The organism is Paenibacillus sp. EB106-04-04-XG159 (assembly GCF_058791835.1).
The window spans coordinates 97,960-121,965 of the sequence record NZ_JBYTDY010000008.1 but is presented as its reverse complement, the minus strand read 5'-3'; the positions used below and the strand labels follow the sequence as shown (position 1 = coordinate 121,965).

General features: G+C 42.7%; 19 protein-coding genes. 8 read left to right on the top strand and 11 right to left on the bottom strand.

Annotated features, from left to right (window positions below):
• The first annotated feature begins 113 nt into the window (after positions 1–113).
• From AC3WTP_RS11835 to AC3WTP_RS11820, 4 genes are all read left to right on the top strand, one after another.
• Positions 114–998, top strand: a complete 885-nt coding sequence (locus tag AC3WTP_RS11835) for a helix-turn-helix domain-containing protein (RefSeq protein ID WP_492394813.1) — start codon at positions 114–116, stop codon at positions 996–998.
• Positions 999–1,192: 194 nt separating this feature from the next.
• Complete coding sequence (locus AC3WTP_RS11830; RefSeq protein ID WP_492394812.1) at positions 1,193–2,275, top strand: Fe(3+) ABC transporter substrate-binding protein; 1,083 nt, start codon at positions 1,193–1,195, stop codon at positions 2,273–2,275.
• A 1-nt stretch (position 2,276) separates the two neighbouring features.
• The gene (locus AC3WTP_RS11825; RefSeq protein WP_492394811.1) at positions 2,277–3,923 is read left to right on the top strand and encodes an ABC transporter permease; all 1,647 of its coding nucleotides are present in this window, start codon (positions 2,277–2,279) and stop codon (positions 3,921–3,923) included.
• The gene (locus AC3WTP_RS11820; protein WP_492394810.1) at positions 3,920–4,579 is read left to right on the top strand and encodes an ABC transporter ATP-binding protein; all 660 of its coding nucleotides are present in this window, start codon (positions 3,920–3,922) and stop codon (positions 4,577–4,579) included. The genes AC3WTP_RS11825 and AC3WTP_RS11820 overlap by 4 nt, the downstream gene beginning before the upstream one ends.
• Before the next feature lie 160 nt (positions 4,580–4,739).
• Here AC3WTP_RS11820 and AC3WTP_RS11815 read toward each other — a convergent pair whose 3' ends face one another.
• The 3 genes from AC3WTP_RS11815 to AC3WTP_RS11805 all read right to left on the bottom strand — a co-directional run bounded on the left by AC3WTP_RS11815 (position 4,740) and on the right by AC3WTP_RS11805 (position 6,952).
• Complete coding sequence (locus tag AC3WTP_RS11815; protein ID WP_492394809.1) at positions 4,740–5,375, bottom strand: copper amine oxidase N-terminal domain-containing protein; 636 nt, start codon at positions 5,373–5,375, stop codon at positions 4,740–4,742.
• Positions 5,376–5,687: 312 nt separating this feature from the next.
• On the bottom strand, positions 5,688–6,035 hold the full coding sequence (locus tag AC3WTP_RS11810) for a VOC family protein (protein ID WP_492394808.1): 348 nt from the start codon (positions 6,033–6,035) through the stop codon (positions 5,688–5,690).
• 176 nt (positions 6,036–6,211) lie between these two features.
• The gene (locus tag AC3WTP_RS11805; protein WP_492394807.1) at positions 6,212–6,952 is read right to left on the bottom strand and encodes a class I SAM-dependent methyltransferase; all 741 of its coding nucleotides are present in this window, start codon (positions 6,950–6,952) and stop codon (positions 6,212–6,214) included.
• Between the two features lie 459 nt (positions 6,953–7,411).
• On the opposite strand from AC3WTP_RS11805, the gene AC3WTP_RS11800 reads away from it, so the two are divergent.
• Both AC3WTP_RS11800 and AC3WTP_RS11795 read left to right on the top strand, forming a co-directional pair.
• Positions 7,412–8,938 (top strand): flavocytochrome c, encoded by a 1,527-nt coding sequence (locus AC3WTP_RS11800; RefSeq protein WP_492394806.1) that lies wholly within the window; start codon positions 7,412–7,414, stop codon positions 8,936–8,938.
• Between the two features lie 223 nt (positions 8,939–9,161).
• On the top strand, positions 9,162–10,982 hold the full coding sequence (locus tag AC3WTP_RS11795) for a PAS domain S-box protein (protein WP_492394805.1): 1,821 nt from the start codon (positions 9,162–9,164) through the stop codon (positions 10,980–10,982).
• A 132-nt stretch (positions 10,983–11,114) separates the two neighbouring features.
• Here AC3WTP_RS11795 and AC3WTP_RS11790 read toward each other — a convergent pair whose 3' ends face one another.
• From AC3WTP_RS11790 to AC3WTP_RS11760, 7 genes are all read right to left on the bottom strand, one after another.
• Positions 11,115–12,911 (bottom strand): right-handed parallel beta-helix repeat-containing protein, encoded by a 1,797-nt coding sequence (locus tag AC3WTP_RS11790; RefSeq protein ID WP_492394804.1) that lies wholly within the window; start codon positions 12,909–12,911, stop codon positions 11,115–11,117.
• 34 nt (positions 12,912–12,945) lie between these two features.
• Complete coding sequence (locus AC3WTP_RS11785) at positions 12,946–13,689, bottom strand: phytanoyl-CoA dioxygenase family protein (RefSeq protein WP_492394803.1); 744 nt, start codon at positions 13,687–13,689, stop codon at positions 12,946–12,948.
• A 119-nt stretch (positions 13,690–13,808) separates the two neighbouring features.
• On the bottom strand, positions 13,809–14,657 hold the full coding sequence (locus AC3WTP_RS11780) for a helix-turn-helix domain-containing protein (RefSeq protein WP_492394802.1): 849 nt from the start codon (positions 14,655–14,657) through the stop codon (positions 13,809–13,811).
• A 73-nt stretch (positions 14,658–14,730) separates the two neighbouring features.
• The gene (locus AC3WTP_RS11775) at positions 14,731–15,561 is read right to left on the bottom strand and encodes a GNAT family N-acetyltransferase (protein ID WP_492394801.1); all 831 of its coding nucleotides are present in this window, start codon (positions 15,559–15,561) and stop codon (positions 14,731–14,733) included.
• Between the two features lie 67 nt (positions 15,562–15,628).
• The gene (locus AC3WTP_RS11770; RefSeq protein ID WP_492394800.1) at positions 15,629–16,510 is read right to left on the bottom strand and encodes an aminoglycoside 6-adenylyltransferase; all 882 of its coding nucleotides are present in this window, start codon (positions 16,508–16,510) and stop codon (positions 15,629–15,631) included.
• Between the two features lie 5 nt (positions 16,511–16,515).
• Entirely contained in the window at positions 16,516–16,974 is a 459-nt protein-coding gene (locus tag AC3WTP_RS11765; protein ID WP_492394799.1) for a GNAT family N-acetyltransferase, read from the bottom strand.
• A gap of 18 nt (positions 16,975–16,992) precedes the next feature.
• Positions 16,993–17,817: a MerR family transcriptional regulator gene (locus AC3WTP_RS11760; RefSeq protein WP_492394798.1), complete on the bottom strand. Its 825-nt coding sequence runs from the start codon at positions 17,815–17,817 to the stop codon at positions 16,993–16,995.
• 96 nt (positions 17,818–17,913) lie between these two features.
• Between AC3WTP_RS11760 and AC3WTP_RS11755 the strand changes: the two genes are divergently transcribed.
• Both AC3WTP_RS11755 and AC3WTP_RS11750 read left to right on the top strand, forming a co-directional pair.
• Entirely contained in the window at positions 17,914–19,644 is a 1,731-nt protein-coding gene (locus tag AC3WTP_RS11755) for an ABC transporter ATP-binding protein (RefSeq protein ID WP_492394797.1), read from the top strand.
• On the top strand, positions 19,641–21,440 hold the full coding sequence (locus AC3WTP_RS11750; RefSeq protein WP_492394796.1) for an ABC transporter ATP-binding protein: 1,800 nt from the start codon (positions 19,641–19,643) through the stop codon (positions 21,438–21,440). Before AC3WTP_RS11755 ends, AC3WTP_RS11750 begins: the two co-directional genes overlap by 4 nt.
• Positions 21,441–21,551: 111 nt before the next feature.
• Here AC3WTP_RS11750 and AC3WTP_RS11745 read toward each other — a convergent pair whose 3' ends face one another.
• A complete protein-coding gene (locus AC3WTP_RS11745; protein WP_492394795.1) occupies positions 21,552–23,918 on the bottom strand; it encodes an AraC family transcriptional regulator in 2,367 nt (788 codons plus the stop codon).
• Positions 23,919–24,006: the final 88 nt, after the last annotated feature.

Here is a 24,006-nt window from a genome sequence, read left to right as displayed (position 1 = left end):
TCCTCCTATCCTTTATCCTGTATCGTAAAATATAGTGTACAATATCTAGGTACGGGAATCTTTAAGTCTGCTGGACATCAGATTGAGAAATAACGACATGGGGAGGGTCTATTATGGCTAACATCATTAGTTATCTAACTGCTAAAAATTTCACCATTAGCCTTAGTGGACTTCAGATAAAGGTACTAGATGCTGCTGTATTAGATGCTGGACCACATTGGGAAAAAGAAGATCACTTTCATACTTACTTTGAATTCCATATGATCAAATCTGGGAAAGGCATCGTATCGATCGAGGGCTCGACGCTCTCTGTTCAAGAAGGAGACTTCTATATCACGGGACCTTATGTGACACACCGTCAAGTGTCCGATCCTATGGATCCTATGGTTGAATACTGTCTACAATGTGAGATTAGCCTGGCTGATACACCAGATTCCACCTACTTTAATTCAGCAGAAGATACCGAATTTTTCATCAATATTCTATCTACTACTTACCCTCGCACCTTCCAAGACAACTATGGCGCCATTGGGTTATTTGAGTCCATTATCAACGAGACATCCCTTAAACTCCCGGGATATTCCTTGCAGATTCAACCCCTATTATTCCTGTTAGTGATAAGCTTATTTCGCTCGGTGATCACCACACTTGATCATACTCATTTGCCTCAGCCGCAAAGTGATGTCCGTGTGTCACGTATGATGAATTTTATCGAAAACAACTATCACCTTTCCCCTACGATCGATGATTTGTCTAAGCTGATCTTCCTCAGCCCTAAACAGATTAATCGGATCATGAAAAAAAATGTTGGCTGTACCTTTAATGAACAGTTATTACTTTACAAGGTCTCTCAAGCGAAACACTTGCTGAATCATTCTGATCTAAGCACTCAAGCTGTTGCCGATGCTTGCGGTTTTTCCAGCCACTACTATATGTATCAAGTCTTTAAACGCTTCAATCTCCCGCCGCCAGCTCATTTTAGAATAAACTCCAAATGACAAGACAATACGGCCATGGATCACCTTTGATCTGTGGCTTTTTGTATTGGGAAGATGAGACAGATTCTATCGATATCATTTCAAATTTAAAATTAACTATTGACAATACCCATGATGATACCTAAAATGAAGACGTAATTGATAATAATTATCACTATCATTTGATGAATATGCTGTAAAGGTGGACACATTACATGAAGTTGTCAAAGTTATTTAAAACGATATTGGCAGGTACGATGTTGACTGTTGGTCTAACTGGTTGTGGTACCAATCAATCCAACTCAGATAGTGAACCCGCGGCTACTAAGCCTAACACATCGGAAAGTCAAGAAGTCAATGTCTATACGGCAAGACACTATGAAGTTGATGAAGAGATTTATAAGAACTTCACAGAAGAGACTGGCATTAAAGTTAATGTCGTCAAGGGAGAAGCGGAAGAGCTTATCGAAAGATTGAAGCGTGAAGGGGAAAGCACACAAGCTGATTTATTTATTACAGTAGATGGCGGAGTCCTCGCTAACGCTAAGAAAAATGATGTTCTGCAACCCGTTACTTCAGCTGTCATAGATGAAAACGTACCCAAAAACCTTCGCGATGTTGATAATTACTGGGTTGGATTGGCGACAAGAGCACGTATCATCGCCTATTCCAAAGACCGCGTTTCACCTGAGCAATTGTCTACTTATGAGGACTTGGCAACTGAGAAATGGAAAGGCAAAGTGTTGGCTCGTTCCTCCACAAGCTTATATAACCAATCGCTGCTTGCTTCCTTCATTGAATTAAACGGTGAACAACAAGCAGAAGAATGGGCTAAAGGAATCGTAAACAACTTTGCTCGTCAGCCGGATGGCGGTGACCGTGATCAAGCGAAAGCTATTGCTGCAGGCACTGGTGATGTAGCCCTTATGAATACTTATTATGTTGGGCTGCTTGCGAATTCGAAAGATCCTGAAGAAGTAAAAGTTGCGGATCAGATCGGTGTCTTCTTCCCGAACCAAGAAACAACAGGTACTCATGTGAATATCAGCGGAATTGGCCTGACGAAGCACAGCAAGAATAAAGAAAATGCAATTAAACTGATTGAATATATGACAAGCGTTGAATCTCAAGAGCTCTTGTCCGCAACGAATTATGAATTCCCAGTAAACCCGAATGCCAAGAAGCCAGAATTGCTTGAGAGCTGGGGAGAATTCAAGATGCAAGATATTAACTTCGATACTTTAGGGGAGCATAATAAAACGGCGATCGAAATCTTTAACAAAACAGGTTGGAAGTAATATGAAGCCCGAGTTAATGAAACGTACTCTTAAAAAGGAGCTTAACGGTTGGTGGATTATTAGTTTGGTTGGGGCAGTAGTTATACTACTGCCTATCCTTTTTGTATTCTCTTCCCTATTCCATGAGCCCAATGAGAACTGGCTTCACATCCGTCAGTACTTGCTGACAAATTATGTTGCAAACACCGTTATTCTTGTGGTCCTGACCGGCATTCTGACAGCCTTTCTAGGTGTAACCTTGGCGTGGCTGGTTGCCGCGTATGATTTTCCGTTTAAACGGTTTTTTCGTTGGGGGTTAATGCTCCCGCTATCGATCCCAACTTTTATAGCCGCTTATACTTATCGAACCATGCTGGGCTATACGGGTGTGGTTCAAACAACGTTACGGAATCATTTTGATTACCAGGTGAATTCGGAGCTATTCACAGTTACCGGAATAAGCGGAGCCGTCTTTATCTTTACGCTATTCCTATATCCGTATGTGTACATGATTACAAGAGCGTTTCTTGAAAGTCAAAGCACGTCCTATATCGAAAATGCAAGACTGTTGGGGCAAAAACCGCTGGCTGTATTTTTCAAAGTCGTACTTCCCCTTTCAAGGCCTGCTATTGTTGGAGGGGTCGTACTAGTCGTCTATGAAGTGCTGGGTGACTATGGAGTAACTAGCTATTATGGCATTCACACCATTTCAACAGCTATTTTTCAAACATGGTTCGGGATGTATGATGTAGATTCGGCTATGAAGCTTGCCGCTTGGCTGATGGTTATCCTCATTGGCATGTTCTTTGTCGAACGGCTGCTTAGACAGCGGCGGCGTTATCATATTAGCAATAAGTCGAGACCGCTTGTGCCTGTGAAATTGACTGGGATTGCTGGGATCAGCGCCACTATGTATTGCGGAATCGTGTTTCTATTAGGGTTTCTCATTCCGTTCATCCAGTTGATTGCTTGGGCAAACATGACGTTCGATAAAGTTTGGGATGCTTCATTTGTTGAATTGATTTACCAAACTGTCTATGTTGCAGTGATAGCTACCATCCTTATTCTTGTTCTTTCTGTGATTGTCGCTAACGTGAGCCGAGCTCATACATCATTTTCGTTCATCCTATCAAAGTGCGTAACCTCAGGTTACTCGATTCCTGGTCCAATTATTGCAATTGGTGTACTGGCTATGTTCATCGCGTTTGATAAATGGTTGGCGCCGATGTATTCGGCTATGGGGCTGGGTAAAGCGCCTCTCATCTTGAGTTTATCTTTAGTCATGTTGATCGTTGGCTATATTATTCGTTATATGGCTACTGGGTTTAATGCGATTGAAGTGGGCTTTGAGAAAGTAGGCACGAAATATACGGAAGCGTCCAGAATGCTGGGACTAGGTGTGACCAAAACGTTCTTTAAAGTGGATCTCCCTTTAATTAAAGGAGCTTTAGCTAGTGGATTTATATTAACGTTTGTGGAGATCTGCAAGGAATTGCCGTTGGCCCTGTTGTTGAGACCCTTTAACTTTGAAACGTTAGCAACTAAGACTTATCAATATGCCAATGATGAGCAAATCTATGAGGCAGCTATTCCATCGCTTCTCATCATTGCAATCAGTATTTTATCTGTAGTCCTATTACAGATGATAGGTAAGAGGGTGAAACAATGAGTTTTGTGGAGATTCAAGGTCTTACGTTCTCCTTTGCTCGCAAAGAGGATCCGGTTATTGATGATTTTTCATTTTCGATGGAGAAGGGTGAAATTGTCGGTATATTGGGACCGAGCGGCAGCGGAAAAAGCACAATGCTTCGTTTGATATCAGGCTTGGAAATGCCGCGCAAAGGAACCATTAACATCGCGGGTACTACCGTTGTAAGTGAAGGTTTATATATTCAGCCAGAGAACAGAGGCGTGGGAATGGTGTTTCAAGACTATGCCCTATTTCCTCATATGACAGTGAAGGATAATATTCTGTTTGGTCTATCACGTCTGCCTAGAAAACAGCGTTTATCGCGTGTCAAAGAAATGTTGGAGCTTGTCCACATGGAGAATTTCGCTAATCGCTATCCACATGAGTTAAGTGGTGGACAGCAGCAAAGGATAGCTCTTTCTAGAGCGCTTGCCCCTAAGCCGAATGTGTTGTTATTGGATGAACCATTTAGCAACTTGGATGCTTATTTAAAAGAGTCGATTCGTGAGGAACTTGGGGTTATATTGAAAAAAGCCAACATGACCTGTATCATGGTCACACATGACCGCAATGATGTTGATGCGATATGCGATCGCAGTGTTGAGCTCGGGCAACCGATGGTTACGACCGTCTAGATAGGCCTGTAGAAGAGGGGTTCGCCGCCCCTCTTTGCTATTTTCGACGATACAGCTCCGTTCCGTTCTACCTGCTGCTGCATTATCCTTGCTGGGCAAAAAAATAACAAGCCACTCGATTAGAGTGACTTGTTATCTCATTATTCTGTTCGTATCTCATTTACTCGTAAGGTATAGTTAAAAAATCCTCTGGAGATAATTTTTCGAATGTAGAGTCGTACTCGCCATTTGAGATGTCTTTCTCGAATATGATCTCTTCTTCTTGCAGGAAATTAAGAAAATCGTTCAACACTAACAGATTATCTACATACAACTCTCCATCCGTTGTGATACTTAACGAACCACTCGGGGAATCATAGACAAATCCCTCAAATGAAGGACTGTTAACAAGCACGATATCAACATCCTGTAAGTAAACGACCAAGCTCCCTGTTGACTCTGCTACTACTCGTAATGGAACATATGTAACTCCATTTACGGTAAACGGCGCAGCTTGAAGTGACTTCTTCTCCCCATTGATGTAAGCCGTTTTGCTCCCGATCGTAAACGACACCTTCAGATCTTTCTTTTCTCCAGACACTTGTTTCTTCTTCGCATCATAATTGATCGACAAGCCGAACTCTTCGAATAATTCACGGAAAGGAACGAAGGTAACGTTATTTTTGACCTTTGCGCTTACTAATAGTGGTTTACCGTCAACCACAACATCACGTTTATCTAAAAAGGCTGAAGCTGAAACTGGCATAACTGAAACGGCTACTAATACGATTAGTACAAGGAACGCTAGCTTTTTCAAATCTATCTCCTCCTAGTAAATGTAATAATCTAATATTACCTCAAAAGGAAATATTAGAATATATGAACTATAGTAAAGAGACTAGTTGGCAAGGGCATGTGATATTTATGTGCGGCAATGAATTACAATTTAAAAGTAAATTGACATTTTATGCTCCGAATTATACGGAACGATTGAAATATATCTTGGCTATAGGTAGGACTTTTAAATGAGGATTTTTATATAGTAAATAGGGAACCTTCAATTGTCGAGGTTCCCCATTCTTGTTCAACTAACACCTCGCTAGCTCAATGGCAAATGAATTACAACTCGTTATTTCTCCCAAAGCTCGATCAGTCGACCTTCAGGATCTTCAATCCAAATAAACTTTCCATATTCACTAATCTCTTTTTTCTTTGCAAAAGGTACACCAATATGTTCAAGATGCTTAATAGTCTCGTCTAGATTATGTACTTGGAAATTTAACATCACTTGTTGTTCTGTTGGAAAATAACTGTCATCCTCGGTAAAGAAAGAAAAGATAGTCTCATTTCCTAATTGGGGTTTTATCACAGTCCCATTCCAATTTTCTATTTCAAGCTTCAACACTTCACTGTACCATTTCTTTATAACTTCAAGATTCTTAGTTCTCCAGAATATTCCTCCGAAACCTTTTATCATTGTATCTAACTCCTGTCTGTCATCAAATTTTCAGCCATCCGATTACATTAGATATTCGAGATATAAATTTGAGTTCCTTTTGTTGTGTCTGTAAAAGTCTCACTGCAAGATTTACCTTTAACACAACCTTGAAACAAAATAAAGGGATTGCCCACTTAAGAGCAATCCTTTCCTACTTATTCTTTTACAGCTACAACCATGACTTCAATTTCATCTAAGCTAATATTTTCACGCTTCCAGTTCCCTGCCGTGCCGCCCCAGATGTTCTCAACCTTCAGTCCTGCCTCAGAAAACATTTGCTTTAGTTCAAACGGGAAATATCTGCGTTCCTTAACCTCAACCTGCTTCTTCCCCTCAGGCAAGTCCCATTCATCCACATAATGCTCCACCATGGTTACAGGGTTGAACCTGCCGGATTCCACATCCTCTTGTGTAAGGTTGCGAATTTTCGAGTAGGCATTCAAGGTTGTAAGAATAAATCGTCCCTTTGGCTTCAATGCGTCAGAGATATTTTTAAGAATCGCCATATCATGCTCAATTGGCTCCTCATCTCTACCTACTAAACCAAATGCCCCTTCACAAAGGCAGATAACCGCGTCAAATGTTTTGGTTGGGATGTATTTCACCGCATCACAATGAACCCATTCTATATTCACGTTCGCTTCTGTTGCCATTTTATTGGCTTCTATAAGCATACCTGATGAAATATCGACACCTGTGACTTGGTATCCACGCTTCGCCAGTTCGATGGAGTGTCTTCCTGTGCCGCACCCTATATCGAGGATGCTGTCTTCTTCAGCAAGCTTCAGTTCCTCAATCACAAAGTCAACTTCCGAAACCGTGTTCTTGGTAAAACCATTATTCATGTATTGAGGAGCATGTGCATCAAAAAAGGATTCCCAATTATTTTTACTCAATTCGTCATACCTCCATGTGATGAGAACCACGGAAGCACATTAATTAGTCATCGTATAAATGTAACTTCTGCAGTTCAGTTCGATTTTATTCCCTCTTGAAGATATTCGAATAGACTTTTCATACTGCATCTCTCCCTCGTCTAAGATACCTTTAGTATATTTATCGTTTTCAAATTTACAATGTAAAAAATAATTATAATCATGATTGCCAATAGCCCTACAATATTTTACCGTCACATAAATGAGTTGCTCATGGAAATAATCATTAATACAAGCTCATTTTTTAGTATATCTAATTTAATCTGATATTTTGTCGATTTATGTCTGTCGCTTTCTATCGTTTTGTGATACAATTCACTAAGTAAGGAGCCGATGATACTTCACAATAAAGTTCACCTAAAGATGTCGGTTGGCTCTTTATGTTCATCACGAAAAAATCGTAAAGTTGAGGGGTTAAACATGAAAAAGAAAGTTGCATCAACGCTTATTCTAGTTCTCTCTATCATGCTCGTGTTGGCTGGATGCGGCAGCCAGAGCAACCAAGGCCAGAATCAGGACAATGCGAAAAAAGAAGAGGCCAAAGATCCGGAAGCAGTTTCGGGAGCGTCTAAAATCAGCTATACACCAATCGATCAACTACAAAATAAATATGATGTCATCATTATCGGTGCTGGCGGTGCCGGTATGACTGCTGCACTCGAGGCAAAAGAAAACGGCATGAACCCGGTTATTTTCGAAAAAATGCCGGTTGCCGGCGGTAATACATCAAAATCATCTTCAGGTATGAATGCTTCTGAAACCAAGTTCCAAAAAGAGCAAGGCATTCAAGACAGCAATGATGCATTCTATGAAGAGACTTTAAAAGGCGGTCACGGTACTAACGACAAAGACTTGCTTCGTTACTTCGTTGACAATTCGGCAAGTTCGATCGAATGGCTGGATTCCAAGGGAATTACATTGAACAATCTCACGATTACAGGTGGTATGAGCGAAAAGCGCACACACCGTCCTGAAGACGGATCAGCAGTAGGACAATACCTGGTTAGCGGCTTAGTGAAAAATGTTCAAGAACAACAAATCCCACTGTTTGTAAATGCAAACGTAACAGAGATCACAGAAAAAGATGGCAAAGTCAATGGCGTTAAAGTCATCTTCAACCAGAAAGATGAGAAAGTTATAGAATCCAATGCTGTCGTTGTGGCAACCGGCGGTTTCGGCGCTAGTATGGACATGATTACTGAAGTTAGACCTGATCTCAAAGGGTTAGTAACAACCAACCAAGAAGGCAGCACAGGTGACGGCATTAAGATGGTTGAAAAACTCGGCGGTGCAACTGTCGATATGGATCAAATCCAAGTTCACCCAACAGTGCAGCAAGACAAATCCTATCTCATCGGAGAAGCTGTTCGCGGTGAAGGAGGAATCCTTGTTTCCAGTGAAGGCAAACGTTTCACGAACGAGCTTGATACTCGTGACAATGTCACAGCAGCAATCAATAAACTGCCTGAAAAATCAGCTTACCTCGTATTTGATTCCGGCGTAAAATCCCGTGTCAAAGCGATCGAGCAATATGAAAAAATGGGCTTTGTCCTTCAAGGGGAATCGCTCGAAGCTTTAGCTAAAGAAATGAGTGTTCCAGCAGATCAGCTTAAAACTACTGTGGATACATGGAACGGCGCGGTGAAGAATAAAAATGATGCCGAATTCGGCAGAAAAACAGGTATGGACAACGACTTGTCCGGCGCACCATACTATGCAATCAAAATCGCACCAGGGATTCACTACACTATGGGTGGCGTGAAGATCAACCCGAACACAGAAGTTCTAACTAAAGACGGTAAACCAATTCCGGGACTGTTTGCAGCAGGCGAAGTTACAGGCGGCTTGCACGGTGAAAACCGAATCGGCGGTAACTCCGTTGGTGATATCATTGTATTCGGTCGCCAAGCAGGTGTAAAATCGGCTGAATACGTAAAAGCACAATAAGATATCAAGATATCAGCTTCCTCCATTCACTCTAAATACAGACGCTTGGGCTTATCAAAGTCCAAGCGTCTGTTTGTTTATTTGGGACTAGAGCTTAAACCAAATCTAATGTAAAATAGCTCATACGGGAAGACTTCTTTTCTGTGAATTGGTTGTTGTGACATAATTCGACAAGAAAAGATCTTCCTTTTTGCTATCTTTGTTATGAGGAGGATATGCCCCAATGGATAAAGAGACGCTTAACACTAATCCGATTAAAGAACCGATCTACCTGGAAGAACTGCTACAGTCTCTTGTTGAATCCACAAATGACGCTATTTCGATTCGAGACATGCAGGGGAATATTCTTTTCGTAAATCGTGCATTTGAACAAATCTACGGCTGGACATATGAAGAAGTGGTCAATGACCCTTATTGCCTGGTGCCTGAACATTTAATACACGAGACGGATGAAATATTTCATCCGATAAAATCCTCTGAAAAGAAGATTTCGCAGTACGAGACCGTACGTCAACGAAAGGATGGGACGAAGGTTCATGTATCCCTAACAGCTTCCCCCATACGGAATGGTGAAGGTATTATCGTTGGCACTTCGGTTATCTCCAGAGATATCACGGACCGGAAAAAGGCTGAAGAGGCACTGCTTAGAAGCGAGGCTAAATATCGGGTACTGGTGGAAAATACGAACGATATCTTAAGCACATATAGTGTGGACATGAAACGATTATTCGTGTCTCCTTCTATAGAACTCCACTTGGGATACACCCAGTCTGAATATCTTCAGGCGAATGAATTCGAATATATTCACCATGATGATGTACAGTCAGTATTGGACCTGCATCAGTCCCTCTCTACCCATAAACAAATTGTTCAAATCGTGGTCCGATTGAGACATAAGAATGGATCTTGGGTGTACATGGAGTCGCGGTGTGTACCGATCTTATCTGAGGATGGCGAGGTCGAGAGCTATCTAGTCGTTTCACGGAATATCACAGAACGAAAACGATCTGAGGAAGCATTGCGAAACAGCGAGGAACAATACAGATTCATTGCTGAAAATACAGTGGACTTCATATCTGTCATTGATAGGCAGGGCGATGTATCGTACAGTTCACCTTCGCATATGAAAAAGCTGGGCAGGGATCAAATTTCCTATCAAGATATCCATCCTGACGATGCTCCTCTCGTCTGTGAACGCTTTACATATATGCTTCAGACCAAAGCTCCTATTATCTGCGAATATCGGTACAAGCTTCAGAATGGAGATTGGATTCATCTAGAGTCAAGAGGGGTTCCCTTCTTCAGCCCGGATGGCGAATGCCTCTACTTCTTCAACGTTACGCGCGATATCACGGAGAAGAAACGCAATGAAGAGCTTCTCCTGAGAGCGGAAAAGCTTACGGTCATCGGCGAAATGGCTGCAAGTATAGCGCACGAGATTAGAAACCCGCTTACCTCGCTGAAAGGCTTTATTCAGTATTTGCGACCTTCGTTCCCACCTAATTCCGATATTAGTGACATTATGCTGACTGAGCTGGAGCGAATCAATTTTATCGTAAGTGAGCTGCTTGTCTTGGCAAGACCGCAGAATCTAGATGTAAAACCAGTTCCTCTGCACAAGATCATGGAGAACATCATTACGTTTCTTGAATCTGAAGCTAACTTCAAAAATATTATGCTTCACACCTGCTTTATTGACTCCCCTGTTACCATCACCTGTGAAGAAAATCAATTAAAACAAGCATTTATCAATATCATGAAAAATTCCCTAGAAGCCATTACGGCAAATGGCGAGATCCGTATTCAAACCAAACTTCTAAGTGACAACCAAGTCCTAATTCGTATTTCAGATAACGGTTGTGGCATTCCACATGAACTGCTTTCTAGACTGGGAGAACCATTTTACACGACAAAAGAAAAGGGCACAGGACTAGGCTTGCTTGTCAGCAACAAAATTATTAAAGACCACCAAGGCCATATCCACATCACGAGTGAAATCAACAAAGGCACAAACGTAGATATCACATTACCCATCTCTTTATGAAACAGCCCTAGATCTCTCCAATATGAAATACACCCCTTATAGTAGACATTGGATAAACACTTCTAGTGTTAATGACCAATGTACTCTATAGGGGGTGCCTTTTATGACATAGACAAGTTAACTTCTTGTCCTTTATGTATTAGACCAAACTTTAATAACCTGACGACCATCTTCGATCATTTCAAAAGGACCAGGGTAAGGATTTTCTTCATCTCTAATATGTCCGAAATAATCAGTGTTCAACCTAATCGGCTTGCCGTCCATATCTTCATAGGGCAACCCCGATATCCGGGCTTGATCAAGAAGCGTTGTCGTAACAAGCTTGCGGCTCCTTTGGTTTTTCCAATCCATATCGCAAGTCAGGTGAAGATAAACAGCATCTTCTTCGATAACAAGCTGTATATCAGGATCACACTGTTCCGCTATGAGCGGTGCAACTTCGTGTATCGAAGGTTTCGCCCCATTAAGAAACACGTTGCCCTCCATGAATACTGGATAAGCCGCTGTATCGTACATGCTTAATCCATTCCGATTCTCATGAGCAACAAATAGATTGTTATACAGGCGGTCATCCCCGCCTTCAATCGCATGATGCCCAGCAATATCGGTGGAATGTGCACGATGATATGGCGTAGATCGATTTAATTCGGGAAGCGTACAGACTCCACCCATAAACAGATTATGAACATAGGCGCCTCCTTGAGAAACGTTGAACACCATATCTGCAGAATTCGCCGAGAGAAACAGATTATGATCTACCATAAACGGACCGTGATTGACCTCAACGAATAAATCGTTCGCGACGTTGTCATGCAACAAGTTCCTGGATACACGTGTTCCCTGGGACATCCAATCAAACCACAGCCCCACTACCGTTCGGAAGATATGGTTTTTACTAACCAGGGTATCAATAGCGCCGTGAAACTTGATAGCGGCCATCTCAGCTCCAGAAAAGGAACGCTGCACGTGAATATCGTGAACCACATTTTCTGTTATGACGCTGAAGCAAGCCCCCAAGCTGCCGACAATGCCGGCCATTTCGCAGTGGGAAATGGTATTTCCTCTAACAATATGATGGCCGACTTGCTCGCGATTCCAACCATATTCTAATGCACGTTCAATGGTTTTGTTGTAAGCATCGGCGGTTGACGCCACATTATCCCACTCATCGCCGTATTTGCCGAGGGAAATCCCCGTGCATCTCGAATGGCTAATGACATTGTTTTCAATAATCCACCCTTTGCTCCAATGGGTCCCGATCAAAGCAATCTGTTCGGCGGTCGGCGGAGCCCAAGGCGTTGCCGCATGACGCATCGTAAAGCCTCTGACGGTAATATAGTTGATGCCTGGCTGCTCCGGATAGAACACGGATTGTCTAGCATTAACCTCGACCATTTCCACATTCGGGTTCGAGCTGCCAAAGTTCGCCCATATCGTCGTATTCTGTTCGTCAACACATGCAAACCAAAGCAGGGTCTTCCCTTCATTATGGATAACATCATGCCATTCGGCCGCTTCTATCAGCCACTCTCCGTTTAAGTACACCGCTCCAGTATGATGATCCCGCTCCTTGGGGTCAAACCAATCCCCTTGAATAAGGTCATCGAATGGATTAAACCCCTGAAAAAAGGAGTTGGGTATGATTGCCTTCCACACATCTCCTTGAACCTTTTCCCAATCCTTGATGATTTCGGAGCCCTTAATCTCGACCCTTTCGCCAGCTGCAGCTTGATATACAATTCTATTGGCATCCGATTCACCGCCGCGCAGCGGATTAATCCTCTCACGATAAATACCTTCATGCACGGTGATGACATCCCCAGGCTGCGCCTTGGCTGCTGCTGCGGAAATGGTTCTGAATGGAGATGTAAGTGAGCCTTCCCATGCGTCGTTTCCTGTCAGCGATACATGATATTCTTTTCCTGACAAATGAAGTCACTTCCTCAATTAGTGTTTTCGAAAATTAGTACAACCAATACTTCTGACGAAGATCTTCCCTATGGAGAACATTCGAATCTTCGCGGATATAGTGGCAGACATAGGATCGGCGCCAACGGTCCTTGCTTCGGTTCTTGTTGGAAGAGTGAATCAACAGTTCACTGAAGAACAGGATATCCCCCTTTTCCATGATCACAGGAATTTGACGGCTCATATCCACTCCTTCGGTTTCCTCGGTCCAGTGCTCGTGCTCTTCCACATTTTTAACGGCGCCGTGAGGCAGCAGCCCCAGCTTATGTGTCCCTGGCATCACCCATAGACAGCCGTTTTCCTCGTCGACGATGTCCTCCATTGCCGTCCATGCGGCGATCATGGTCATCGGATCGTTCTTGATATAGTAATAATCTTGATGGGAGGCTTGACCTGGTGATCCTGGTTCCTTATAAAAATACATACTCTGTACGCAAACGGCTTCCTTTCCCATCAATTGGGCCAATGCCCCTCTGACCAAGACATGCTTCATCACCTGCCGCGAGAAGCTGTCATGCTTATGGGGATTAAACAGACGCAACGAGAACTTCTTGGATTCCTGGCAAGCAGCCCATTCCGGCATCGGATCCTGATTACGAATATCGTAAATGTGACCGTTAAAGGCATCGATCAAGTCGCTGCCCATCCCTTTTTTCCACAGCAAATATCCGTTCTCTCTGAAAAATTCAATCTGCTCCTGTGATAAAGGGGTACTCGGCAAGGAATATGTCTTGATCATCACCATTCTCCTCTGCATGGTTTTCGATTACACCCCAAGAATACTTGGATCATGCCTTGAGAACAATGGCTGAGATTTGCAGGAATGTGTCTGTAATTGATATCGCGGCCCTGAACTGTTCAGCCCCCGCCAAGCCATGAGGATTGCCGGATTTCTGTCGGTGTGAGGCCAACCTGTCTTTTGATGCTTCTGGCAAAATGAAATGTCGATTTGAATCCGCATCTATAGGTGATTTCTGAAATGGAAAGCCCGGTCTGCTTGAGCAGCTCAACCGCCCGAATGCAGCGGTAATTCCACAAGTAGCGGATTGGAGTGGTCCCCTCACTTTTACGGAATAACCGGATTAGATGTTCAGCGGTAACACCCGCATGCGCGGCAAGATCATTTAGAGTCAACTCATCGCCAAAGCGTTCTTGAATCAGCTGCTTGACGAGAATGACTGAAGCATGATCAGGCGGTTTCACTGCTGTCGAGGTGACGCTGGCATAATAGATTTGCAAACCGAGGTGCCCCAGGCTGGTCATCATACGGCTGTCCTCTGGAAACTCCATTTTCAAGGATAGAATCATTTCCGTGATCCGGTTTAGATGGCTGCTGATGGGGACACTGAAAGGCAGATCCGAAAGAATTCGTTCCTCCTCGCGCCCTAAACAGCTGAAATGAACCGATATCCAGCGATGCCGTGTCTCCTGTCTTTCGGAAAATACGAAATACTCCTCGTATCCCGGCATCAGCAGCGTAGCATGCCCGGGTTTCACACTCCGGGTTTGCCCCGCAATATTGACTTCCATATGGCCCGAATCCAGCAGAACCAGTTGTATATCCTTCTGAATACGAGGTCCGAATACACCTCCGGGCGGGTAGATCACGCTTCCTGCCCCTGTGTAGGCAACGCGATCCAAAGGAAACAATGCTTGATCATATGTAAATGGCACTGCCGAATGAATGCCCCCGTTAGGCTCTGTCATCAGATCACCCCCAACTAACTATAAGCACCCTATTCCCGCTTTTGAATAAATAAACCTCTCATTGGCGAGAGGGCTATTCAAAATTAAACCAATTTACTTTGTAACGGTGTGCTTTATATAAGCCTGCCTTCTCGGCTGTTTTTTGAGAAGCCATATTGCTCTCCATGCAATCCCACCAAGCAGCAATATGGTTTTCATTGAATTTTTTCAGTAATAATTTCACAAGTGAACTAGACAATCCTTGTCTTTGATAATGTTCAAGAGTCTCTACTCCAATGTTGTGTGTGGAACGAAACTTAAATGTAGAAACGGCTATACTTACAATTTCATTTTGTTCCGTGAGTGCAGCGTAACCGTAGCCCTTACCTAAATAATTGTTGATAGTACCCCAATATTGTTCAATATAATGGATCAAAAAGTCTGCATTTTTCATTTCACCCTTATTCAGTTCATGAAATAATGCTTCATTAATCTCCACAGCCCGATATGGTTCTAGGTTATCTTTGCAGAGAACTTCACTGGTATTTATATTCGATTTATAGACAAATTGAAAGCTTTCATCGATCTTTCTGCTGCCGAAGACTTGTTGTATGGTAGGATACCAGTCCTCCGAATCTACCGAGAACTCAAAATAGTTTAACTCCCTACTTTTCAAGAAAGGAATAATTTCATGATCAATGAACATTTCGAGAGATTGATTGAAACTTGTGTTGTTAGCATTTCCCATGAAATTGAAGCTCTCCAACCCACTAGACCATACTAATGCGGATGACGGATTCGAATTGTTATCTACCCACATTTCTCCTGGATTATGACCAACAACAACTCCCGCAAACATCATATCACTATTAACATGAACTAATTGATCGGCCAACCATTCGTTTCTTTCGTTAATGCGTATCATGTAGATCACTCCTATTTCTAGAGGCTATTTTTAAGCATTCGAAGGATTGACATTTGCTTAATAAGATTCAATAGATACCTTTTGCATTTACAGGCAATTCCCTGACATGCTTTAGATACTTAGTCATATTGAGATCATCTTTATCTTCGTAATTAAACTGAAAATACAAAGCAACATCTTTGGCTAGAATCCTAAACAATTCACAAGCTATAAAAACTGAATTCCACATATGATCATAACTAGAATCCGAATAGGTTTCCCTGTACATTTCCCAATATGATTCAGGAAGGTACTTCTTCATGTACTTCCCCATTTTTCCTATGGAAACTTGAAAGCCATTTTGGGTGCCTACCCACCAGGAAATCATCTCATCCAATCGAGGTCTGATAACGTGCTCAAACATTTGTTTCGCATACGGTAATTCGTCACGCCATATACCTTTAGCAACATTTTGCAGACACCACCAAAAATCATTACAACAACCCAAATATAATGGCTCTGAAGGTTTTTTTACATGATAGTCGATATCTGTGGGTGCAGGAATGATTGGCAGGCAGTTGTCTTTATCTAATAGTGGGACTGTCAATCTATCACTAATATATCCTTCAAGCATAGATTCTATAGTTTCAATGTTAAGGTCTATACGATTTCCATCTGCGAATAGCATTAAATATCCGTATGACCGCGTAAAATCCATATTTATACCTATAGATTGGTCATTTTTATCAGGCTCTTGCATCATAATCAAATCACCAAAGATATTTATCCATGTTACATCCTTTATAAAGGAAGAAGTTTCGGTTACTACATAAACAATATCATAATCCTGAAAAATATCTTTGGGAGCATTAGGATTGGTACGCGAACCGTTCATATATACCGCACGAATTCGTTCATCCTTTTGAGCAACTCCCAGTATCAAATCAAACATTTCTTTCTCAGTTCTCATTCACGTTACCCTCCATTTAATTCTTTCACCATGACCTTCTCTCCATTGAAATCCAACTCGCCGTTAAAGTGAAATCCGAACTTCTGGTATAGACGCAATGCCTGCTGATTATCTTCATACAGACTTAAATAAATTCTAGGGCAATGATATAAATCGACAAGATGTTCAATCAACGCTTCTAACATGGCACGGCCAAGCCCTTGCCCTTGATAGCGCTCATCGATTAAGTATCGATCCAGCCACACCCTCCCGTCCTTTCCTTCATCGGGAAATAAGCCATACATTGCAAATCCAACGAGCTCCCCATCTCGATATAAGCCTGCTGGTTGGTAATAATGGCACTCCTCTGCGTCTTTCAAACACTGACTGGTCGATTCTATAAAGGATTCTTGGGTTGTGCCGACATGCAGAGCCAGGATCTCATTGATGTTTTCTTCGGTTACTGCTTTAATTTCAATATTCATTACTTTTCACCTTTCCTTCTAATCAGCCAGTTCAAATAGAATCATCGTTACATATTCCGACTCTCGCTTAGAAGAAATATCCGATATCATATACTCCTCATATGCATAAGTCCCCAGCTTCAGTCGATGATCCTCCGCGTATTGCAGCATACGTTGATAAGTAAGGTTGGTAGTCTCATAGCTTCCATGATGATAGCCGACTAGATACATGCCTTCTTTGCGTACAATCTCTATCTCAGTAGAGGCGTGTTTATTCATTTTGGTATACAGGTATGTGAGCTGATTGCATATTCCATTCCGAATGTGATCGATGGAGAACATGGCTCCGACATAATCCATCGCCGTTAAGTTGTTCTGCCTATAGAACGAAATATAATTCTCCATAAAGGACGCAAAGCCTTTGGAATTCTCGTACTCGATTCGATCACTTCGAAGAGCATATTCCTCTGGAAAATACCTCACTTCAATAAGTTCTAACGGAGCCTCGAGTGCTCGGCTTGTGGTCGATTTAATCGCGTGTATGAACTCCTGAATGCTCCGCAGGTTGGCAATTTCACATTCGACCTCGATGGACTTCTGTGTTAACAGCTCAAGCAGCAGTTCAGGTGTTCGCTGATCCAGATAGATCTTGATCTCTTTGAGCGGCATGCCGAGCTTCTTCAGTACCATAATCACCGCAAAAGTATCGTATTGACGGTAGGAGTAGTAACGATAGCCGTTATCTTTAACCAAGATAGGTGAGAACAAGCCTATTTCATCGTAATGAAACAGTACATGCTTGGGCACTCGGCACACTTTGGCAAATTCCCCTGCAGTTAAGTATTTTTCATAAATATCTGGCATGATCGTACTCCTTCGCTTGACTATAAGGTTACCTTATAGTTTATCATAGTTAAATTGCGACTAGTAGTTCACAGTTTAAGAAAGGATTACGCCATCATGAAATTGATTCTAAAGTATTTAAGACCCTACAAATGGTTGGTTCTGCTCAATTTCCTCGGGGTATTTGGCTTTGCGGCAGCAGAGCTGGGCATTCCAACGATCGTAGCGGACATGATTGATTACGGCATTGTACAAGAGGATACATCCTACATTTATCAAATGGGACTCTGGATTATCTTCGTGGCCATTCTCGGAGGCGTAGGCAGCATCATCATCTCCTATTGCTCATCCAAGGTATCGACGAATATTACCCGGGACATACGTAACGATATTTTTGTCAAATCACAGAATTTTTCACATGCGGAGTACAACAAGTTTGGGATATCCTCACTGATTACACGAACAACCAACGATGTATTTCAGCTTCAGCAATTCGTAAATATGCTGCTGCGGATGGCCTTGCTTACACCCGTTATGCTCGTCATCAGTATTATCTTAACGGTTCGTACCAGTCTGGAGCTGTCAGCGGTTATCGGCTTGTCGATCCCGTTCATCATCATTGGCGTAGTGGTCATCGTCAAGCTGTCCAACCCGATCTCCGAGCGCCAGCAGAAGGGAATGGATAAGCTTAACCGAATCTCACGCGAGAATCTGACAGGTATACGCGTCATTCGTGCTTTCCGCAAGGAACGTTATGAAGAGCAGCGCTTTGAGGACACCAATGCTCAGTTTGCTAGCAACTCCAAGAAGCTGTTCAAGCTGATGTCCGTCACACAGCCTTTATTCTTTTTACTACTGAACATTGCCGTACTGTTTGTATTCTGGATCTCCAGCAACTTGATCGATATGGGTGATTTGAAGGTCGGTCAGCTCGTGGCATTCCTGGAGTATCAATTTCATGCGATGTTCTCCCTCATGCTGTTCTCGCTTGTATTTGTGATGTACCCTCGTGCACAAGTGTCTGCGAACCGAATTCATGAGGTATTAGAGGAACCTTCATCGATTGTAAATCCAGAGAACGGCATTCAAGATACAAACGAACACGGTCTCATTGAATTCGATCAAGTAAGCTTTCATTATCCGAATGGTGAAGTTCCAGTCTTGAAGGATATCTCATTTACGGCTAGAACAGGTGAAACGATTGCATTTATCGGAAGTACAGGAAGCGGCAAGAGTACGCTGATTAACTTAATTCCACGCTTCTATGATGTAACGACAGGCTCCATCAGAATTAATGGAGTAGATATCAAGGAGTATGATCTCAAAGCATTACGAGAAAAAATAGGCTTCATTCCACAAAAGACCTTTTTGTTCTCAGGCAGCATCGGTGAAAATATCAAGTATGGCAAGCATGACGCGAACATGAATGAGCTTGAACATTCAGCCAAAGTCGCGCAGGCCTATGAATTTATTGCTAAGAAGCCTCATCAATTTGATGAATCGATTAGCGAAGGAGGAGCCAACGTATCTGGCGGGCAGAAGCAGCGACTTTCTATTGCACGAGCTGTGGTGCGAAAGCCTGAGCTCTATATCTTCGATGACAGCTTCTCGGCACTTGATTTCAAGACAGATGCACTGCTGCGAGAGCAGCTTAAGGATGAGACGAGAGACGCCATCACGCTGATCGTCGCGCAACGAGTAAGTTCCATTCTGGATGCAACCCGTATCATTGTCTTAAATGAAGGCGAGATTGTGGGCAGCGGCACTCACCAGGAGCTTCTCAAGAGCTGCAGCATCTATTATGAGATTGCTTCATCCCAATTGACCAAGGAGGAGTTGAGCATATGAGAGCTAACAAGAAGCAGAATGCATACATCAAACGACTAGCTCGCTATTTGAAGCCTTACTGGCTGCCACTCCTTGCTGCACTATTGCTCATCGTTATCGTAGCTGTTCTAACTGCGCTTGCTCCAATCATTGAAGGTAAGATTACAACTCAGCTCCTGAAAGATGTTGCAGCAATGGCTGATGGAATTCAGGGCGCAGGTGTAGATTTTACATTCATTATCGGAATTATTGGGGTATTAGCCATCATCTACGTATCTAACGCTGGCGGAACAGTTGCCTACAACTTTTTCCTGACCAATGCGATCCAGAATGCCATGTATGATCTGAGAAATGCAGTAGAGAAGAAGATCAGCAAGCTGCCGATCAGCTACTTTGATAAACATCCGGTTGGCGATATTCTGAGCCGCATATCCAATGATGTGGATACGATATCCAATGCGCTTCAGCAGAGCTTAGCTCAGATCATTAATGCGGTTCTGATGCTGTCATTTGCCGTTACGATGATGTTTATCATTAATCCGTTGATGGCGGTTATAGCTGTAATCATCATTCCAATCAGCATCTTGATCTCACAATTCATAGTGAAGAAATCGCAGAACCTGTTCCAGAATCAGCAGAATGCGCTTGGCAAGCTTAACGCTACCGTGCAGGAGAAATATACAGGCTTTAATGAAATCAAGCTGTATGGCAAGCAAGAAGATTCCATTGAAGAATTCGGGGCTGCGAACCAGGATTTATGTGAAAATGGCTTCAAAGCGCAGTTCATGTCGGGTCTGATGTCTCCGCTTATTGCATTCGTCACTTATCTCGGAATCGGCGTCATCGCCGTCGTGGGAGCGATCAATGCGATCAGCGGCGTCATTACGGTAGGTAACTTACAGGCCTTCATCCGTTATGTCTGGCAGGTGAATCAACCGCTATCTCAAGTGTCTCAATTGTCCTCAGCCATACAATCCGCCTATGCGGCCATTACTCGGGTATTTGAATTTCTCGATGAGGCTGAAGAGATTCCAGATGCGGCGGATAGTGAGAAGGTTGAGCAGGTTCGAGGGAATGTCTCTTTTGAAAATGTGAAGTTTGGCTACAGTGAGGATAAGATCCTTATCGATCAACTAAATGCTGAAGTGAAGAGTGGACAAATGGTGGCCATTGTCGGTCCGACAGGCGTCGGCAAGACAACCCTCATTAATCTGCTCATGCGTTTCTATGATGTAACGGATGGCTCGATCAAGATTGATGGGGTGGATATTCGCGATATGAAGCGCGAGGATCTGCGGAGTATGTTCGCTATGGTGCTTCAGGATACTTGGCTATTCAGCGGCACCATTAGTGAGAATCTCCGATACGGACGCGATGGAGCGACTCAAGAAGAGATTATAGCCGCGGCTAAAGTGGCGAATGTGCATCATTTTATTAAGACGCTGCCCGACGGCTATAATATGAAGCTGAACGAAGAGGCTTCTAATATCTCTCAAGGTGAGAAGCAGCTGCTGACAATTGCGAGAGCTGTGCTGTCTGATCCAGCTATCCTCATTCTGGATGAGGCCACCAGCTCCATTGATACGCGTCTTGAGCTGATGCTGCAGAAGGCGATGCAGAACATTATGAAAGGTCGCACGAGCTTTGTCATTGCTCATCGCTTATCCACCATCCGCAGCGCTGACCTCATCTTAGTCATGAACAACGGTACCATTGCGGAGCAAGGAACGCATGAAGAACTGATGGAGCTGGGCGGCTTCTACGAGAAGCTCTACAACAGTCAGTTTGCGCATCAAGAAGGCAATGCGGCTTCGTAATAGATCTCGTTCAATGTAACATGAAAAGGCTTGGCAGATTCTATCATTATGATGAATCGCTGAGCCTCTTTTCTAGTAATCCATATGATCGTTTAGGACTGTCTCTTGCTATTAATCACCATCGATGTCTTGTCCAAGCTGCAGCTTGTACTCACTGAGGGACATGCCAAAATGCTTCTTAAATCGCGTGTAAAAATAATTATTTTTTTCAAGACCAACCATATCGATTATGGTCGACAAAGACAGTTTGCTGGTGCGCATATATTCGTCCAGCTTGTGCATCCGGAAGTCAAAAATGTATTGCGCAATCGACTGCCCGTGTGCTGCTTTGAACAAATGGCCAACATAGTTCGGTGACATTTGTAATTTTTCGGCAATGGAACTGAGGCACAGTTCGGTATTGGAAAATTCCTGTTCCACTATTCCGATAATGCGCTGCATCAGAAGGTCGTTACTATTGGATGTGTTCTTGATCGCTGTGACCTCATGGCTGAGCTTATGTAAAAATGCATTCATCAAAATATCAATATCTGCACCCACTTCTGCATGTTGTATATCCTGCAAAAACGCCTGCAGCGTTAGATTCTGATTGTCCTTTACGGCAGGCATCTTACTGAGCACACCAGAATAGATTCTGTAAGTCAAATGCACAATGCAGAACAAAATCTCATTGTAAGTATATTGATACAGGAGTTTACTAATAGACTGATAGATCGCACTGGCTTCTTCATAGTCACCCTCCAGCACTTTTTCGATCAACCGTTCCTCCTTTTTGACTGAAACGTGGAATTCATCGGTATTGATTTCATCCATCATGTAGGGAGTGATAATGCAACCATGGCCGTAACGCATTTTCAAAAGAATCGAGCCCTTCATATTGTTATACATGCTAGGCAAATGTTCCAGCCCCTGGAACATCGTGCTATACGCCATAGACAGCGAAATATGAAGATACTTTTGCGTATTCCATTGTATTTCACGTAAGAAACGTTCTACTTTATCCTGCAGCACTTTATATTGCGATACCGAGTCACAGTCCATAAGCAGCACAAATTTATCGGAGTCACAGCTGAAGATTTCGCATTTTCCATAGTTCTCAGCAATCTCAGTTGCGATATTCACAATCGCATAACGCAATGCCCAACGTTCCTTCTGACTATTCTGGGACGTAAACTGGCTGTAATTATCAATCTTAAACAGGCACATACACAGCTGATTGGAGACGATATAATCGAGATGCAAGTCATGCAGTTTGTCCTGTATGGTTTTCGTTGAGTATGTTGTACTTTCGCTTAACAGAGCATTTAGAAAGTCTTGTTTGGCGGCATAGCCTGTTTCACGCATGATTTGATCGAGCTGCAAATTTTGCTCCTTCATGGATTCAAATACAGACAGAATAACTTGAAATTCTTTCGTTTCAGATACAAGTGGATCGCTTCTATCGGTAGCTTCCCCGTTTATAATTTTCGTCATCGCTTGAATAGGGCTGTTCAGCCTGCGCGCTAGGAACAGACAGATTACCGCACAGAAAATGAATACGACTATTACTATACCTGTAGCCACGATCGATGCCGTAATGACATCTTTGAAGATTTTTTTAACAGGTGTAACGCCCATGATATACCAGTTATTTGCATTACTTTTACTGCTTGAAACAAGGTAACTGATCCCGTCAATTTTATGAATCTGATTGGTGTTGCCGTCCAGTTCCTGTGCTTTCTGGCTTAATGCGTGCACTTCACTCATGTCATGACCGAACTCCGGTGAGAGTGCCATACTTAATATAGAACCGTTTGTGTCAACCACTAAAAAAGACGTATCCGGCACAGGATCATGACCATTGATTGCCTGGATAGAATCCGTAAGCGCTTTCGTTCGAATGTTAACAACAACGGCATTTTTCAAACCATCTGCTGTAGCGCCAGGTTCAAATAATATATAGGAGCATACATTTGCCGATTGTGTTGCTTCATCTACAGATGCCACAATGGGGCGACCACGATACTCAGCTACAAAATGTTTGTCAGTTAACAACTTGGCAATCGCTTGATCTGAAAATGCAGATGCTGATCGCTGTTCACCGCTCTTTGAGGAATAGAACACATCCAACCCTGCATTGTAAAGATACACACTGTCGATGTTGTTCAATGTCAGAAAGTGCTTGTCAATTACCTTACTTGCTAACAGAGCCGCACGTTCATTATTTTCTTTCATGTTTAAAAATTCGATGATCCGATTATCGCTATAAAGAGCATTACCTAATTTTTTGGCGGTTTCGTCAAGATAGGTAATACTGTAATTTGATTGCGCAATCAATTTGTCGTTATACCGATTCGTCATCATAATCGTAGTCCGCAAGAAAGTAAAAGTCAGGAAAAACGTAAGTAAAACCGTAATAATGATCGTGATAATTAAAAAAGAAATAAATGATTTACGCAGAAAGCTCGTACGATGATTTTTTTGATTTGAGAGCTTCATTGCGACCTCCTAGCAATGCGACTTCCTAGAATTATATTCCAAGCAATATTCCAATTTTTATTATAATGTGAATTGAATTATGCCTCAA

What these genes read in the sequence shown, in the direction of transcription:
- AC3WTP_RS11835 (WP_492394813.1), top strand. Translation starts at nt 114, where the DNA reads ATGGCTAACATCATTAGTTATCTAACTGCTAAAAATTTCACCATTAGC.
- AC3WTP_RS11830 (WP_492394812.1), top strand. Translation starts at nt 1,193, where the DNA reads ATGAAGTTGTCAAAGTTATTTAAAACGATATTGGCAGGTACGATGTTG.
- AC3WTP_RS11825 (WP_492394811.1), top strand. Translation starts at nt 2,277, where the DNA reads ATGAAGCCCGAGTTAATGAAACGTACTCTTAAAAAGGAGCTTAACGGT.
- AC3WTP_RS11820 (WP_492394810.1), top strand. Translation starts at nt 3,920, where the DNA reads ATGAGTTTTGTGGAGATTCAAGGTCTTACGTTCTCCTTTGCTCGCAAA.
- AC3WTP_RS11810 (WP_492394808.1), bottom strand. Translation starts at nt 6,035, where the DNA reads ATGATAAAAGGTTTCGGAGGAATATTCTGGAGAACTAAGAATCTTGAA.
- AC3WTP_RS11800 (WP_492394806.1), top strand. Translation starts at nt 7,412, where the DNA reads ATGAAAAAGAAAGTTGCATCAACGCTTATTCTAGTTCTCTCTATCATG.
- AC3WTP_RS11795 (WP_492394805.1), top strand. Translation starts at nt 9,162, where the DNA reads ATGGATAAAGAGACGCTTAACACTAATCCGATTAAAGAACCGATCTAC.
- AC3WTP_RS11785 (WP_492394803.1), bottom strand. Translation starts at nt 13,689, where the DNA reads ATGATCAAGACATATTCCTTGCCGAGTACCCCTTTATCACAGGAGCAG.
- AC3WTP_RS11780 (WP_492394802.1), bottom strand. Translation starts at nt 14,657, where the DNA reads ATGACAGAGCCTAACGGGGGCATTCATTCGGCAGTGCCATTTACATAT.
- AC3WTP_RS11775 (WP_492394801.1), bottom strand. Translation starts at nt 15,561, where the DNA reads ATGATACGCATTAACGAAAGAAACGAATGGTTGGCCGATCAATTAGTT.
- AC3WTP_RS11770 (WP_492394800.1), bottom strand. Translation starts at nt 16,510, where the DNA reads ATGAGAACTGAGAAAGAAATGTTTGATTTGATACTGGGAGTTGCTCAA.
- AC3WTP_RS11765 (WP_492394799.1), bottom strand. Translation starts at nt 16,974, where the DNA reads ATGAATATTGAAATTAAAGCAGTAACCGAAGAAAACATCAATGAGATC.
- AC3WTP_RS11760 (WP_492394798.1), bottom strand. Translation starts at nt 17,817, where the DNA reads ATGCCAGATATTTATGAAAAATACTTAACTGCAGGGGAATTTGCCAAA.
- AC3WTP_RS11755 (WP_492394797.1), top strand. Translation starts at nt 17,914, where the DNA reads ATGAAATTGATTCTAAAGTATTTAAGACCCTACAAATGGTTGGTTCTG.
- AC3WTP_RS11750 (WP_492394796.1), top strand. Translation starts at nt 19,641, where the DNA reads ATGAGAGCTAACAAGAAGCAGAATGCATACATCAAACGACTAGCTCGC.
- AC3WTP_RS11745 (WP_492394795.1), bottom strand. Translation starts at nt 23,918, where the DNA reads ATGAAGCTCTCAAATCAAAAAAATCATCGTACGAGCTTTCTGCGTAAA.